Annotated in this window: 13 protein-coding genes; 7 read left to right on the top strand and 6 right to left on the bottom strand. The window is 63.3% G+C overall.

The window, feature by feature from the left end:
• The first annotated feature begins 59 nt into the window (after positions 1-59).
• The 5 genes from C2U40_RS01110 (at position 60) to C2U40_RS01090 (ending at position 3,314) form a co-directional block, all read left to right on the top strand.
• Positions 60-1,322 carry an MgtC/SapB family protein gene (locus C2U40_RS01110; RefSeq protein WP_016349368.1) on the top strand — a complete coding sequence of 421 codons (1,263 nt, stop codon included), beginning with the start codon at positions 60-62 and terminating at the stop codon, positions 1,320-1,322.
• An 80-nt stretch (positions 1,323-1,402) separates the two neighbouring features.
• A complete protein-coding gene (locus C2U40_RS01105; RefSeq protein WP_016349367.1) occupies positions 1,403-1,993 on the top strand; it encodes a sugar O-acetyltransferase in 591 nt (196 codons plus the stop codon).
• Positions 1,990-2,331 (top strand): DUF1294 domain-containing protein, encoded by a 342-nt coding sequence (locus tag C2U40_RS01100; protein ID WP_039215378.1) that lies wholly within the window; start codon positions 1,990-1,992, stop codon positions 2,329-2,331. The genes C2U40_RS01105 and C2U40_RS01100 overlap by 4 nt, the downstream gene beginning before the upstream one ends.
• 108 nt (positions 2,332-2,439) lie before the next feature.
• Complete coding sequence (locus C2U40_RS01095; RefSeq protein ID WP_016349365.1) at positions 2,440-2,652, top strand: hypothetical protein; 213 nt, start codon at positions 2,440-2,442, stop codon at positions 2,650-2,652.
• Between the two features lie 200 nt (positions 2,653-2,852).
• On the top strand, positions 2,853-3,314 hold the full coding sequence (locus C2U40_RS01090; RefSeq protein WP_103827369.1) for a hypothetical protein: 462 nt from the start codon (positions 2,853-2,855) through the stop codon (positions 3,312-3,314).
• A gap of 73 nt (positions 3,315-3,387) precedes the next feature.
• Here C2U40_RS01090 and C2U40_RS01085 read toward each other — a convergent pair whose 3' ends face one another.
• The 6 genes from C2U40_RS01085 to argC form a co-directional block, all read right to left on the bottom strand.
• A complete protein-coding gene (locus C2U40_RS01085) occupies positions 3,388-4,023 on the bottom strand; it encodes an FMN-binding negative transcriptional regulator (RefSeq protein ID WP_103827368.1) in 636 nt (211 codons plus the stop codon).
• Positions 4,024-4,150: 127 nt separating this feature from the next.
• Positions 4,151-5,533 (bottom strand): argininosuccinate lyase, encoded by a 1,383-nt coding sequence (gene argH, locus C2U40_RS01080; RefSeq protein ID WP_103827367.1) that lies wholly within the window; start codon positions 5,531-5,533, stop codon positions 4,151-4,153.
• 387 nt (positions 5,534-5,920) lie between these two features.
• On the bottom strand, positions 5,921-7,156 hold the full coding sequence (locus tag C2U40_RS01075; protein ID WP_011704563.1) for an argininosuccinate synthase: 1,236 nt from the start codon (positions 7,154-7,156) through the stop codon (positions 5,921-5,923).
• A gap of 54 nt (positions 7,157-7,210) precedes the next feature.
• Positions 7,211-8,122 carry an ornithine carbamoyltransferase gene (locus tag C2U40_RS01070; RefSeq protein WP_181014752.1) on the bottom strand — a complete coding sequence of 304 codons (912 nt, stop codon included), beginning with the start codon at positions 8,120-8,122 and terminating at the stop codon, positions 7,211-7,213.
• 25 nt (positions 8,123-8,147) lie between these two features.
• A complete protein-coding gene (gene argB, locus C2U40_RS01065) occupies positions 8,148-8,927 on the bottom strand; it encodes an acetylglutamate kinase (protein WP_103827365.1) in 780 nt (259 codons plus the stop codon).
• Positions 8,928-8,950: 23 nt separating this feature from the next.
• Positions 8,951-9,958 (bottom strand): N-acetyl-gamma-glutamyl-phosphate reductase, encoded by a 1,008-nt coding sequence (gene argC, locus C2U40_RS01060; protein ID WP_103827364.1) that lies wholly within the window; start codon positions 9,956-9,958, stop codon positions 8,951-8,953.
• A 268-nt stretch (positions 9,959-10,226) separates the two neighbouring features.
• On the opposite strand from argC, the gene argE reads away from it, so the two are divergent.
• Entirely contained in the window at positions 10,227-11,372 is a 1,146-nt protein-coding gene (gene argE, locus C2U40_RS01055; RefSeq protein ID WP_103827363.1) for an acetylornithine deacetylase, read from the top strand.
• A gap of 215 nt (positions 11,373-11,587) precedes the next feature.
• Positions 11,588-14,221 (top strand): phosphoenolpyruvate carboxylase, encoded by a 2,634-nt coding sequence (gene ppc / locus C2U40_RS01050; RefSeq protein WP_005308531.1) that lies wholly within the window; start codon positions 11,588-11,590, stop codon positions 14,219-14,221.
• The last annotated feature ends 570 nt before the right edge of the window (positions 14,222-14,791 follow it).

The raw sequence follows: 14,791 nt of genomic DNA, 5'->3' as shown, positions 1-14,791 counted from the left end.
CCGGTGCCGGCTGTGCCATCATGGAAACAAGGCAGGCAGATGACGAAAAGGAAGTCGTTATGTGGATCAATGCAGAACCCGTCAATGGCGCCCTGGTGTCGCTGGCCATCGGCCTCATCATCGGACTGGAGCGGGGCTGGCAGGTGCGCCAGCTGGGGGACAACCAACGCATCGCCGGGATGCGCACCTATGGCCTCATCGGCCTGCTCGGCGGGGTCTGTGCCCTGCTGCTGCCCACCCTGGGCCCCTGGCTGCCGCTGCTCGGTCTGCTGGCGGTGGTGACGGGTTGCGGCCTCTCGGTCTGGCTGGCCCAGCGCTGGCAGGGGGAGTTCGGCCTCACCAGCTCGGTGGCCATGCTGCTCACCTATCTGCTGGGGCTGATGTCGGTGCTGCTGAGCCCGAGCGAGGCGGTGGCCTGCGCCGTGCTGGCGGCCCTCTTGATGGGGCTCAAGGGCAAGATCCAGCAGGGGATGCTGTTTCTGAGCGAGACCGAATTTCACGCCACCCTGCGTTTTCTGCTCATCTCGCTGGTGCTGCTGCCGGTGCTGCCCAACGAGGAGATGGGGCCGCTCGATGCCTTCAACCCCTTCAAGATCTGGCTGATGGTGGTGGTGATCGCCGGCATCTCGTTCTGCGGCCACTTCGCGGTGCGCCTGCTCGGCACCCGCGCCGGGCTGGTGCTCACCAGCATACTGGCGGGGCTCGCCTCCTCCACCGCCCTCACCCTGCAGTTTGCCCGCCTCAACAAGGAGCAGGGCGGGCTGGAGCGGCTGCTGGCCACCGGCATCCTGCTGGCGGGAGCCACCATGTGGCTGCGGCTGCTAGTACTGGTGCTGCTCATTCACAGCGAGCTGGCGATGCGTCTCGCGGCGCCGCTGCTGCTGCTGGCGGCCACCGTCTACGGCTTCGCCTTCTGGTTCTGGCGCCAACGCGAGGAGCTGACCGACGGCCCGGTGCAGCCCCAGACCAGCAACCCGCTCGATCTGGCCACCGCCATCAAGTTCGGCCTGCTGCTGGCGCTGATCGGCTTCATGGCCACCCTGCTGCAGAGCAAGGTGGGCAACTCCGGGGTCTACCTGCTGTCGCTGGTCTCCGGCATCACCGACGTGGATGCCATCACCTTGTCGCTCTCCCAGCTCTCCCACAAGGAGCTGGCGCTGGAGGTGGCGGCCCGCGGCATCCTGCTGGCCGGGCTGGTCAACTCGCTGGTGAAGGGGCTGCTGGCCCTGGGGATCGGCGGTCGCCGGCTGGGGCTGCGGGTGCTGCTGCCCTACTTCGTCTCGGCCCTGCTGATCCTGCCGCTGATCTGGCCCGGCGCCTGAGCTTGCAGCAAGTGACAGCCTGACGCCGCCAGAGTGCTCGCGTATACTGGCTCCTCTTGGCACATGAGAGGAGCTGTAGCATGGCAAGCGATTGGGACAAGGTACTGGCGGGCGGCGCCCTGGACAGCCAGAGCGAGGAGATAGCGAACGACCGGATCCGCGGTCAGGCGCTGCTGGCACAACTCAACGCCTCCCCGGCCGGTGACGAAGCCCTGCGCCAGCGCCTGTGCGGCGAGCTGTTCGGCCACTGCCCCGACTCCTGCTGGATCAGCACACCCTTCACCTGCGAATTCGGCCGCAACATCCACATCGGTGAGAAGACCTTCTTCAACTTCAACATCACCATTCTCGACGTGGGCGAGGTGCACATCGGCAGCCATGTGCTGCTGGCCCCCAACGTGCAGATCTACACCGCCACCCACACCATGGACTATCTGGAGCGACGCAACTGGACCGCCTACAACAAGCCGGTGCGGATCGGCGATGACTGCTGGATTGGCGGCGGCGCCATCATCTGCCCCGGCGTCACCATAGGGCCACGCTCCATCATAGGTGCCGGCGCCGTGGTCACCCGCGACATCCCGGCCGACTCGGTGGCGGTGGGCAACCCGGCGCGCGTGATCCGCAGCCTGAGCCCGGACGCCCCCCGTGGCTGGGAGCTGGCCCTGTGATCTGGCTCGCCCTGCTTCCCCTGCTGTGGACCGCCTGGCTCGGCCTGGCCGACACCAACTGGTGGCCGCTCGCCATCGTCACCACCATGAGCCTGCTGACGGTGCTGGCCTACGCTCACGACAAGCGCCAGGCCATTCGCGGCGGCTGGCGCATTCCCGAATCCCGGCTCCACCTGCTGGAGCTGTTCGGCGGCTGGCCAGGGGCCCTGGTGGCCCGCCACTGGTTGCGCCACAAGACCCAGAAGGGGAGCTACCGCCGGGTGTTCTGGTTCATCGTGCTGCTGCACCTGACCCTGTGGGGGCTCTGGCTCGGCCGTCCGCTCTGGCAGACGATCTGACGCGGGTCGCAGTGCCCGATTGCCGGCCATTGCAGCCGGCAATCGGGTATGAGACAACAGAAGGCAAGCAGGCTGTTTTCTCGTTTGTTCATCGGCAAGGAGTCACTCATGACCATGTGGACCGGTATCGTGCTGATCGTCTTCATCAGCGCACTGTTCGGCTTTCTCAGCAAGCGGGCCCGCTACCAGCTGGGGGATATTCGCATCACCGACCGCCTCGGCAAACAGGACGTGCTCATCAACCAGTTGCAGGAGCGCATCGCCAATCTGGAGGCCATCGTCATCGAGGAGGAGAAGCGCCGCCCGTTCAAGGAGCTCTGATCCGGCAAGCCGGGCGGCAAACCGGCCAGCCCCCGGGCTGCAAGGGTTTGCCGCCGCCCCCTCCCATGCTCACCCGCCTCCTGCCAGGCAAAAACTAAATTCACAGCAGGATCAGTCCCCTGCCATTTTCAGGCTGAATTTTCGCCAAGCTGGCCCATTCCCTGCTCCGTCATGACATCAGTCGTACGGAGAGTGACATCATGATCGCCATCAGCACCCTGCTTCCCCTCGCCTCCCTTGCCCTCAAGCTCGGCAGCAAGCTGCTCGGCGATGGTACGCCACAGGCCAAGACCGAGCCCCCCGTGCAGGAAGAGCGGCTCGCCCCCACGGTGCAGAGCCTGTTCCAGCGGCTGGGAGTCAAGGATGCCAACAGCGAGCAGAGCCGCCCCGCCATCAACCACTTCATGGGGGCGCTGATGCAGACCCTGGGCCAGGAGTACTCGGGCCAGTCGCTGCCCCAGGCCATCGACGCCGCCCGCACCCAGCTGGCCGACGGCACCCAGAGCACCCGCCTCGACGCACTGCAGAGCGAGCTCGACACCCTCAAGAGCTCCCTTGGCAACAGCGACCTCAACCTCGATCAGCTGCTCTACGCCTTCAAGCAAACCCTGCCCAATGGCAAGGGGGAAGGCGTCGGCAAGCTGCTCAATGCCAGCGCGTGAGCAGGAGTGGAACCATGAAAAATGGCAACCTGAAGGTTGCCGTTTTTGTCTGGCCAGATTCCATGCTGCCACGCTAGGGTAGTGAGAAAGGTGGACTCAGTATCGCCTCAGCCAGCGCGGTCTGCCCGCGCTCCTGCAAGGTATTGGCCGCTCCCAGGCGATCCGCCGCCTCCTTGTTCTGACTCAGTTTGAACTTGCCGACCAGTCCAGTTATCTCGATTTCGATTCCCACCACAGCAGCCACTTTGGCCTCGAGATAGTCTCGCGGCGCATCCGCCATCTTCCATGGGATCGGCTCTCCGGCCTCATGGTGGCGAGTCAGATTTGCCAGCAGACGGCGCACAAAGCGGGCATCGTCGTGGATCTTGATGCGACCGTGAGCATGCACCACGCAGTAGTTCCAGGTCGGCACCTGCTGGTGATGTTCATGCTTGCCCGGATACCCGTTGGGGGAGATGTAGCCGTCGGCGGCCCTGAAGATCACCAACACTTCGTCTCCATCATTCATCTCCTGCCAGAGCGGGTTGTTGCGGGCAACATGGGCACGCAGAACCCCATGGGCCCCTTCCCCAGTATCCAGCTCGAATGGCAGATGGTTGGCATCCAACCCCCCTTCACCACAGGTGATCAGGGTCCCCAGCGGATAGGCCCGGATCAGCTGGTGCAGGGTCTCGGGATCGGTAACGGTGAAATGGGGTGGTTGATACATAAGGGCTCCTTGAGCGAGGTATTGGCGTCCATGCAGAAGCCCATTCTTGCGCAATCGGGAGTGGCAGGCGATGGCATAAACATAAAAAAGAGGGCCTGAGCCCTCTTCGTTTCATTCGGCTTGGCAATCAGCCGCGCTTGGCCAGCCAGGCTTCGGCGGCGACCAGTGCGCCTTCGATCTGCTCGCGGGCAACGCCGCCTTTGGCAACCCGCTTGGCCAGGGTCGCTTCCAGCTCCAGATTGGGGTAGACATCGAACTCGATCACCGGGCTGAAGCGCTGGAACTCGCCGATGGTCAGCTCCTCCAGCGGCTTCTTCACGCCGATCGCGTAGACCACGGTCTCGCCGACGATATGGTGCGCCTCACGGAACGGAATGCCCTTGGCCACCAGATAATCCGCCAGCTCGGTGGCGTTGGCGTAGCCGCCCTGGGCCGCCGCCATGGTGCGCTCGCCATTGACCTTCAGATCGATCAGCACCAGCGCCGCCATGTCGAGGCAGTCGTGCCAGGTGTCGAGGGCATCGAACAGCCCCTCTTTGTCTTCCTGCATGTCCTTGTTGTAGGCCAGCGGCAGCGCCTTCAGGCTCATCAGCATGCCCATCTGGGCGCCGACCACCCGGCCGGTCTTGCCACGGATCAGCTCCAGCGCATCCGGGTTCTTCTTCTGCGGCATCAGCGACGAGCCGGAAGTGACCGCATCGGAGAGCTCGACAAAGCCCGCCTCGCCGGTGTTGTAGAAGATGAGATCTTCGGCAAAGCGCGACAGGTGGGTCATGGAGAGGGACGCTACGTGCATCAGCTCCACCACGTGATCCCGATCGGAGACCGAATCCAGGCTGTTGCGGGTGGCACCGGCAAAGCCCATGTCGAGCGCCAAGGCTTCACGGTCGATGGCGTAGGCGGTGCCCGCCAGCGCGCCGCAGCCGAGCGGGCTGGTGTCGAGGCGCTTGAGGGCATCCTGCAGGCGGGAGTAATCCCGCTCCAGCATCTCCACATAAGCCAGCGCCCAGTGGGCGTAGGTGACCGGTTGGGCCCGCTGCAGGTGGGTATAACCCGGCAGCACGGCGGCCTGATTGGCGCGGGCAGAGGCGACCAGCCCCTGTTGCAGGGCAGTGATGGAACCGAGCAGCAGCTCGCCCTGGGCCTTGCACCAGAGTTTCAGGTCGGTGGCGACCTGATCGTTGCGCGAACGGCCGGTGTGCAGCTTCTTGCCGAGATCGCCGACGGCGGCGATAAGCTGGCTCTCGACCCAGGAGTGGATATCTTCGGCGTCCGAACTCAGGATCTGCTGGGGATCCTGCTGCACCGAGGCGAGCAGCACCTCCATCGCCTGCTGCAGTTTGCCCTGCTCATCGGCGGTCAATACGCCCACCTTCACCAGCGCTTTGGCCCAGGCCATGGAGCCCTGAATATCCTGCTCCGCCAGCCGGTAATCGAACCGCAGCGAATCGTTGAACTGCTTGAACCGGCTATCGGCTCCCTGACTGAAGCGTCCACCCCAAAGTGCCATACTGCTCTCCTTGAATGCGTTGTCGGCGGCGCCCTTGCGCCTGCCGTACTGGCGCGGCCCCTTGGCCTGCGCGCAAAAATCTTGCCCTGTATTTTTCTGCATAACAGTGCGGTGGTGAGCGACGCTGTTGCCGTTGAACACGTCACATCCAGCAACTACGAACCGATCCCCTCTCCCTCTGGGAGAGGGCTAGGGTGAGGGTAATTCCCCCTCATCCCCGACCCTTCTCCCACAAGGGGAGAAGGGAGAAAATACGTCAGCATCATATTCACACAGCCCCTGTTATCGCACAGAAGCGGCCGGGGCGCTGCCGCTCTGCTCACACCCCATTGATACAAGAGGGGGCAATGCCCCCTCTTTGGTACCAGCGGATTAAACTCCAGCGGCTTAGCCGTGGGTATGATCCCCACCGATGGCCTGGTGCTGCTCCTTCATGGCGCGGATCCGGCTGGCCAGGGTGTAGAGACGGATGAAGCCTTCGGCATGGCTCTGGTCGTACACTTCGTCAGCGCCGAAGGTGGCGAAGTCTTCGGAGTAGAGGCTGTTCGGCGACTTCTTCTGCACCGCGGTGACCTGACCCTTGTACATCTTCAGCACCACTTCACCGTCGAGATCTTCGGCAATGGCGTTGGCAGAGGCGACAATGGCCTTGCACAACGGAGTGAACCAACGGCCGTCATAGACCAGATGGGAGAACTCGGCACCCAGCTTTTCCCGCCAGGCGCGGGTCGGGCGATCCAGTACCAGCTCTTCCACGGCGCGCAGTGCGGCGACCATCACGGTACCGCCCGGGGTCTCGTAGCAGCCGCGGGACTTCATGCCCACCATCCGGTTTTCGGTGATGTCGATGCGGCCCACGCCGTGCTTGCCGGCACGCTCGTTCAAGGTGGTCAGGATCTGGTGCGGGCTGAGCGGCTGGTCGTCAACGGCCACCACTTCACCCTGGGCCACGGTCAGCTTGACGTACTCCGGCTGATCCGGAGCCTGCTCGGCCGGCACGGTCCACTGCCAGACCGCTTCGGACGGTTCGTTCCAGGTGCTCTCCAGCTCGCCACCCTCGGTGGAGATGTGCCAGGCGTTGGCGTCGCGGCTGTAGATCTTCTTCAGGGTCGCCTTGCAGGGGATGTTGCGGGTCTCCAGGTAGGCCAGCAGATCTTCCCGGGAGCGCATGTCCCACAGACGCCAGGGGGCGATCACTTTCAGCTGGGGCGCCAGCGCGGCGACTGCACCTTCGAAACGCACCTGATCGTTGCCCTTGCCGGTGCAACCGTGGGAGATGGCATCGGCCCCTTCCGCCAGCGCGGCCTCGACCATCGCCTTGGCGATCACCGGACGGGCCATGGAGGTCCCCAGCAGGTAGGTGCCCTCATAGACGGCGCCGGTCTTCAGGGTCGGGTAGACGTACTCTTTGACGAACTCTTCCCGCAGATCCTTGACGATGCACTTGGTGGCGCCGGAGGCGATGGCTTTTTGCTCGATCCCTTCCAGATCGTCACGCTCCTGACCGACGTCGGCGACGAAGGCGATGATCTCCGCATCATAGTTTTCCTTCAGCCAGGGAATGATGGCCGAGGTATCCAGTCCGCCCGAGTAAGCCAGTACGATCTTGTTGATTCCGCTCATTTACTTCTCTCCATGATGATTCGATAAAAGGGTGTTATTTGGGGTCGGTTGCCGTTATTTGTGCCCAAACAGGGTCAGCAGCACGGCGTTCTGGATATGCATCCGGTTTTCTGCCTCGTCCATGATGAGGGAGCCAGGCCCGTCCATGACCTGAGAGGTGATCTCCAGCTCCCGGTGCGCCGGCTGGCAGTGCAGCACGTGCTGGATGCCGGTGCGGTCGAGCAGGGCCTGGTTGATCTGATAAGGCATAAAGATATCTTTTACCTGCTCCATTGGCGTGTTGTCACCCATGGAGACCCAGGTATCCGTGTAGGCCACGTCAAACCCTTCGATGGCCGCCACGTCGTCGCTGATGTGGATGGTCGCACCGGACTGGGCTGCCAGCGCCTGGGCCTGCAGGAAGATCTGGGTATCCGGGCCGTGGCCTTTCGGGCAGACCAGGGTCACGTCGGTACCCAGGGTCGCCCCCAGCAGCAGCAGGGAGTGGCTGACGTTGTTGCCATCACCGAGGTAGGCCAGCTTCACCTTCGACAGGTCGTCGTAGTGTTCGGCAATGGTCATAAAGTCGGCCAGCCCCTGACAGGGGTGGTAGAGGTTGCACAGGCTGTTCACCACCGGCACTGTGCCGTGCTCCGCCAGCTCGACCAGGGTCTGGTGATCGAACACCCGGGCGACGATGGCATCACACCAGCGCGACAGGTTGGCGGCGAAATCCTTCACCGACTCGCGCTTGCCGAGCGCGCCGTTCTGCTGATCCAGATAGACGCTGTGACCGCCCAGCTTGGCGATGCCGATGTCGAAGGTGACCCGGGTGCGCAGGGAGGGTTTCTCAAACAGAGTCACCACGCTCTTGCCCGCCAGCGCCTGGCCGTACTTTTTCGGATCGGCCTTGACCGCTTTGCCCAGCGCGATCAGCGCCTCGATCTGGGCCTTGCTCAAATCGCTGTCTTTCAGAAGATGTTGCATCGGATATTCCTTGTTCCGGTGGAGATCAGAGGGTGACCTGGGTGCCGACGGCGCCGCCAGCCAGCAGCTTGAGCAGCTGATCCGGGTAGCGCCAGCTGGCGACACAGACCGGTTTGCCCAGGGTCTCGGCAGCGTGCAGGGCGGCTTTCACCTTGACCGCCATGCCGTCGCTGATCACCCCCTTCTCCATCAGATCCAGCGCGGTCACCTTGTCGAGCTGAGGCACCAGCTTGCCCTTGCCATCCAGGATGCCGCTCACGTCGGAGAGCATCACCAGGTCGGCGCCCAGCGCCTCGGCAATGGCGGTGGCCGCCTGATCCGCGTTGACGTTCATCAGCTGCCCCCCGGCCGTGATGCCGATGGAGCTCACCACCGGCAAGAAGCCCTGCCCCAGGATGCCCGCCACCAGCGCCGGGTTGCCCGGCTGGCAGTCACCCACGGCGCCGAGTGCCGGGTCGAGCTGGGTCACCTGGCAGAGACCGCCATCCGCCAGACAGAGTCCCACCGCCGGGATGTCGGTGGCGATGGCCTTGGCCATCATCATCTTGTTGGCGGTACCGGCCAGCGCGCCGGCGATGAAGGGGATCTGGTCGAACGGGGTCACCCGCAGACCGTTCTTCTTGGTGGAGGTGAGACCCAGTCCCTTGAGCAGGTCATCCACCAGGCAGCCGCCGCCGTGCACCAGCACCAGGGGTCTGTGCTGCTCGTCCAGAAAGGTCTTGAGGGTGGCGAACAGGGCGGTCAGCGCCTCGTCGTTTTCGATCAGTGCGCCACCCAACTTGATTACCAGAGTCTGCTTGTCCATCGTTGCGATCCTTCCTTGAGTCCTTAAATCAGGCCGGTGGCCGGTTCAAATCCAAACTTGATATTTATGCACTGCATGGCCTGGGAGGCGGCGCCCTTGAGCAGGTTGTCGATGGCAGAAACCACCACCAGCATGTTGCCCTGCTGTTGCCAGGCGAGGTCGCAGTACGGTGTGCCCGCGACACCACGGATGGAGGGCATCTGGCCGGTCAGGCGCACCAACGGCTTGCCCTCGTAGGCCTTGAGGTAGGCCTGATCCACCTGGGTCGGCGTCACGCCGTCCGCCAGCTGCACATAGATGGTGGCCAGAATGCCGCGCACATAGTTGCCAAGGTGGGGCTGGAACAGCACCTCTTTGCCGAGGTGGTGGCTGATCTCCGGCTGGTGCCGGTGATTGAAGGTGCCGTAGGGATTGAGGCTCACCTCGCAGAAGCTGGTGTTGATGGCCGCCTTGCGACCGGCACCGGAGACCCCGGAAACGGCGTTGATGATGGGCTGCCACCCCTTGGCAATCAGTCCTGCCTGCTGCAGCGGCTTGAGGGCGCACAGGGAGGCGGTCGGGTAGCAACCTGGCACGGCAATCAGCTGGGCCGCCTTGACCGCTTCGGCATTCCACTCGGCCAGGCCGTAGGCGGCCTGATCCAGCCACTCCTCGCTCTCATGGGTGAAGCCGTAGAAGCTGTCGTAAAAGCTCTGATCCTTGACCCGGAAGGCACCGGAGAGATCGAACACCGGCAGCCCCTTGGCGAGGAACTTGGGGGCAAGCGTGGCGCTCACCTCGTGGGCGGTGGCCAGCAGCACCAGATCGGCCTGGGTCAGGATCCGGGTCATGCCATCTTCGTCCAACGGCAGCAGCGGCTGATCCAGCGCGCCGACCCACTGGGGATGCAGAGAAGAGAAACGCTTGTGGGCGTCTTGGCTGCCGGCGGAAACATAGAGGCCGAACAGCTTGAGTTGTGGATGGTTCTGGACCAGGGCGGCCAGCTCGGCTCCCGCGTAGCCACTGGCACCGACGATAACGGTGTTAAGCATGTTGAGTATTCCAAGTCAGAGTTCGAGATTCACAGCATGGTGCTGCGGTGCACAAGGGGGTTCGATGCCCCATGCACGAGTGCGGAGGGGCAATTCAGGCGGGTGTGTGTCGTCGGTTATAGATCAGGTGACAGAACATTAACTTTCCCTTACAACTAGAAGCCTTGTCGATGAGCCACGTATTCAGGCAAACCTACAGAATATTCATGCACTCACTTTGCATTTGTATTTTCTAACAGAAACATTCCGGGGAAGCAAGGAGGAGCAGGTGGCCAATCTGGATTTTTTTTCACTCTACAAGAATATTATTGCGATTCCGTCCATCAGCAGCACGGATCCCCGCTGGGATCAGAGCAATGAGGCGGTGATCCGGCTGCTGGCCGACTGGTTCGGTCAGCTCGGCTTTCAGTGCGAGGTGACCGCCCTGCCCGATCTGCCGGGCAAGTTCAATCTGGTGGCGACGATAGGTCAGGGCGAAGGGGGGCTGCTGCTGGCGGGCCACACCGATACTGTACCGTTCGACGAGGGCGCCTGGCGCAAGGATCCCTTCAAGGTGACCGAAGAGGGCAACCGCCTCTATGGCCTCGGTACCATCGACATGAAGGGCTTCTTCGCCTTTATCGTCGAGGCGCTCAAGGAGATCGACCTCAAGACGCTCAGCAAACCGCTGCGCATCCTGGCCACCGCCGATGAAGAGACCACCATGGCGGGGGCCCGCGCCATCGCCGCCGCGGCTGAGCTGAAACCCGACTACGCAGTGATCGGCGAGCCGACCGGACTGGTGCCGGTGGTGGCCCACAAGGGGCACATGTCGGAAGCCATTCGCATTACCGGCAAGAGCGGTCACAGCTCGGATCCCGCCAACGGCGTCAACGCGCTGGAGATCATGTACCAGGCCATGGGCCAGGTGCTCAAGCTGCAGCACAGCCTGAAGGAGAAGTACGCCGACCACAGATTCGCCGTGCCGCAGCCGACCCTGAACCTCGGCTACATCCAGGGGGGCGACAGCCCGAACCGCATCTGCGGCTGCTGCGAACTGCACATCGACATGCGCCCCACCCCGCAGGTGGGCCCCGACGAGCTGATGGGCATGCTCAAAGAGGCGCTCTCCCCCATCGAGATTCACCAGCCGGGCTGCCTGCACCTGCAGCACCTGCACGAGCCGATCCCCGCCTATGCCTGCCAAGGCGACTCCGAGCTGGTGCGCGAGGCCGAGCGGGCAAGCGGGCGGACCGCCGAGTCCGTGAACTATTGCACCGAGGCCCCCTTCATCCAGCAGCTCGGTTGTGAAACCATAGTGCTGGGCCCCGGCCACATCGCCCAAGCCCACCAGCCGGACGAATATCTGGATCTGTCGTTCGTCAAACCGACCACCCGCGTATTGCAGCACCTGATCCGCCGTTTCTGTCTCTGAATTGACGGGAATGTAAGTAAGTTACATGACATCGCACCTCGGGACAGGTGATGGAAATACATGTTCTGAATCGGCCTGTTATTTGACCTTGCGCAGACAATCTGGGTAGATTGTCACCCTAAGATGACGGAGCATATGTTGTAATCGCACAACAATAAGTGAGGTCGTCTCTCACCCCGGATGGGTGTCAGGCACCAACAAGATAAGGATGTGGAATGAACGAAAAGTACGCCGCACTACGCGCCAACGTAGGCATGCTGGGTCAACTGCTGGGCAAGTCCATCAAGGATCATCAGGGACAGGCCTTCCTCGACAAGATCGAAACCATTCGCCAGTTGGCCAAATCCTCCCGCAAAGGCAATGAGACAGACCGGGAACGTCTGCTCGATACCCTGCGCAACCTGAGTGATGACGAGCTGCTGCCGGTGGCCCGCGCCTTCAGCCAGTTTCTCAACCTGGCCAACGTGGCCGAACAGTTCCACACCATCTCCCGTCGCTGCGAAGAGCAGGTCTGCACCCCGGATCCGCTGGAGCAGATGTTCGACAAGCTGAAAGCCTCCAACCTGTCGCAGGAAGCCATCATCCAGGCCGTGCGCGAGCTGGACATCGATCTGGTGCTGACCGCTCACCCCACCGAGGTGACCCGTCGCACCCTGATCCACAAGCACGTGCAGCTCAACGACTGCCTCGAGGCGCTGGAGCTCTCCGATCTGCTGCCCCGCGAGCGGGACAAGATCCTCAATCGCATCGAACAGCTGGTCAACCAGGCCTGGCACACCAACGAGATCCGCGAACAGCGCCCGACCCCGGTGGACGAGGCCAAGTGGGGCTTCGCCGTGGTGGAAAACAGCCTGTGGCCGGCCATCCCCGAATTCATGCGCAATCTGGACGAGCGGCTGCAACACCACCTGGGTGTGCGGCTGCCGCTGGATGCCGCGCCGGTCAAGTTCACCTCCTGGATGGGCGGTGACCGCGACGGCAACCCCTTTGTCACCGCCAAGGTAACCGCCGAAGTGCTGGAGCTGGGCCGCTGGATGGCGGTGAGCCTGTTCTACAAGGACATCAAGGAGCTCACCTCCGAGCTCTCCATGTCCGACTGCACCGACGCCGTGCGCGAGCGGGTCGGTGATCACCCCGAGCCCTACCGCGCGCTGGTGCGCGAGCTGCGCGAACAGCTGCGCGAAACCCAGGAGTTCCTCACCGCCAAGGTGCAGGGCCAGGCGAGCGAGAGCCGGGATCTGGTCAAGACCACCGCCCAGCTGCGCGAGCCGCTGGAGCTCTGCTACCACTCCCTGCACGCCTGCGGCATGGGCAACATCGCCGACGGCATGCTGCTGGACGTGCTGCGCAAGCTGGCCTGCTTCGGCATCCATCTGGTCAAGCTGGACATCCGCCAGGATGGCGAGCGCCACGGCCAGGTCTTCTCCGAGCTGACCCGCTACCTCGGTATGGGTGACTACGCCGAGTGGAGCGAGGACGACAAGCAGGCCTTCCTGCTCAACGAACTCAACTCCCGCCGCCCGCTCATCCCGACCGACTGGGAGCCGAGCGACGAGACCCGCGAGACCCTGGATACCTGCAAGGTCATCGCCCAGCACGATCCCGATGCGTTCGGCATCTACATCATCTCCATGGCTGGCGCACCGTCCGACGTGCTGGCGGTGCAGCTGTTGCTCAAAGAGGCCGGCTGCAAGTTCCGCATGCCGGTCGCCCCGCTGTTCGAGACCCAGGAAGACCTGATGGCGGGCACCGCCGTGATGGAGCGCCTGCTGTCGGTGGACTGGTATCGCGGCTACATCCAGGGCCGTCAGTACGTGATGATCGGCTACTCCGACTCCGCCAAGGACGCCGGCATGATGGCCGCCGGCTGGGCCCAGTACGCCGCCATGGAATCCCTGGTGGCGCTGGCCGAGGCCAACAACCTGCGCCTGACCCTGTTCCATGGCCGTGGCGGTACCGTCGGCCGTGGTGGTGCGCCTGCCCATCAGGCCATCCTGTCGCAACCGCCGGGATCCCTGCGTGGTGGCCTGCGGGTGACCGAACAGGGCGAGATGATCCGCTTCAAGTTCGGCCTGCCCAAGGTGGCCATCCAGAGCCTCAACCTCTACACCAGCGCCGTGCTGGAGGGGAACCTGCTGCCGCCACCCAAGCCCAAGGAGTGCTGGCGCGCCGTGATGGAGCAGCTGGCCTCTGTCTCCTGCGATCACTACCGCAGTATCGTGCGCGGTCATCCGGACTTCGTGCCCTACTTCCGTGCTGCCACCCCGGAGATGGAGCTCGGCAAGCTGCCGCTCGGTTCGCGCCCCTCCAAGCGCAAACCCAACGGCGGCGTCGAGAGCCTGCGCGCCATCCCCTGGATCTTCGCCTGGACCCAGAACCGGCTGATGCTGCCGGCCTGGCTTGGTGCCCACAAGGGGCTGCAGCAAGCCATCGCGGACGGCCAGAAGGGCGTACTGGAAGAAATGAGCCGCCAGTGGCCCTTCTTCCGCACCCGCCTCGAAATGCTGGAGATGGTGTTCCTCAAGGCTGACGTCTGGCTGGCCGAGTACTACGACACCCGGCTGGTGCCCAAAGAGCTGTGGGGCCTCGGCAAACAGCTGCGTCAGGAGCTTGCCGACTCCATCCAGGTGGTGCTGGAGCTGCGTCCGCAGGGCGACTTGCTCGACGACCAGCCCTGGATCAAGGAGTCCATCAAGCTGCGCAACCCCTACACAGACCCGCTCAACGTGCTGCAGGTCGAGCTGCTGGGCCGCTCGCGCAACCATGCCGAGACCCTGCATCCCGAGCTGGATCAGGCGCTGATGGTCACCATCGCCGGTATCGCAGCCGGTATGCGTAACACGGGTTGATAATCGGGGCTATCAAGCTCCCCTCAATGACAAAGGGCGCCTCGGCGCCCTTTGTCATATCTACAGGGCCCACTAGAGCCGCGTTGCTGGAGAATCCTTGGTCGTTAGGCGTTGCCATGGAATCGCAGGGTCGATTAACTATCAGGCGCAATCGCCCGCTTTACAGCTTTAGAGGATGGTGGATGCAAGCCTGCTGGTCTCAAAGGGATTTCGCCCGCCCTTCGGGCTGGGGCGAGTGACTTTGGAAAGACCCAAAGTCACCGAAGGTCTTCTCCCCCGCTTCTTCGCCCGACTACCTCGGGTACCTTCGGCTCACCCGCATGTCCGACGGCACGCGCCGACGGGCCATCCATGGCCCGGCGCCACTCGCTCGACATCCTGTCTCGCGACCTGGACAAGCGTACTCGCCTCAGCGAATAAGAGGGGGAACCAATACCGTGCCCGCTCTTGACCAGTCTGTGCGGAAGCAATGCCCGTTCATGCTACATGTACAAGTCCGGTTATTACCTGACTCTTGCCTGCAACCTGTTGAAGAAGCTAAAAAACGGGCAGCTTACGGGATAGGGAAAT

It is taken from the genome of Aeromonas sp. ASNIH4 (assembly GCF_002934425.1).
Taxonomy (GTDB): Bacteria; Pseudomonadota; Gammaproteobacteria; order Enterobacterales; family Aeromonadaceae; genus Aeromonas; species Aeromonas hydrophila.
Note: the sequence above shows the minus strand (reverse complement) of the source record. Positions and strands in the feature narration are given on the sequence as shown.

What these genes read in the sequence shown, in the direction of transcription:
- C2U40_RS01110 (WP_016349368.1), top strand. Translation starts at nt 60, where the DNA reads ATGTGGATCAATGCAGAACCCGTCAATGGCGCCCTGGTGTCGCTGGCC.
- C2U40_RS01105 (WP_016349367.1), top strand. Translation starts at nt 1,403, where the DNA reads ATGGCAAGCGATTGGGACAAGGTACTGGCGGGCGGCGCCCTGGACAGC.
- C2U40_RS01095 (WP_016349365.1), top strand. Translation starts at nt 2,440, where the DNA reads ATGACCATGTGGACCGGTATCGTGCTGATCGTCTTCATCAGCGCACTG.
- C2U40_RS01090 (WP_103827369.1), top strand. Translation starts at nt 2,853, where the DNA reads ATGATCGCCATCAGCACCCTGCTTCCCCTCGCCTCCCTTGCCCTCAAG.
- C2U40_RS01085 (WP_103827368.1), bottom strand. Translation starts at nt 4,023, where the DNA reads ATGTATCAACCACCCCATTTCACCGTTACCGATCCCGAGACCCTGCAC.
- argH (WP_103827367.1), bottom strand. Translation starts at nt 5,533, where the DNA reads ATGGCACTTTGGGGTGGACGCTTCAGTCAGGGAGCCGATAGCCGGTTC.
- C2U40_RS01075 (WP_011704563.1), bottom strand. Translation starts at nt 7,156, where the DNA reads ATGAGCGGAATCAACAAGATCGTACTGGCTTACTCGGGCGGACTGGAT.
- C2U40_RS01070 (WP_181014752.1), bottom strand. Translation starts at nt 8,122, where the DNA reads ATGCAACATCTTCTGAAAGACAGCGATTTGAGCAAGGCCCAGATCGAG.
- argB (WP_103827365.1), bottom strand. Translation starts at nt 8,927, where the DNA reads ATGGACAAGCAGACTCTGGTAATCAAGTTGGGTGGCGCACTGATCGAA.
- argC (WP_103827364.1), bottom strand. Translation starts at nt 9,958, where the DNA reads ATGCTTAACACCGTTATCGTCGGTGCCAGTGGCTACGCGGGAGCCGAG.
- ppc (WP_005308531.1), top strand. Translation starts at nt 11,588, where the DNA reads ATGAACGAAAAGTACGCCGCACTACGCGCCAACGTAGGCATGCTGGGT.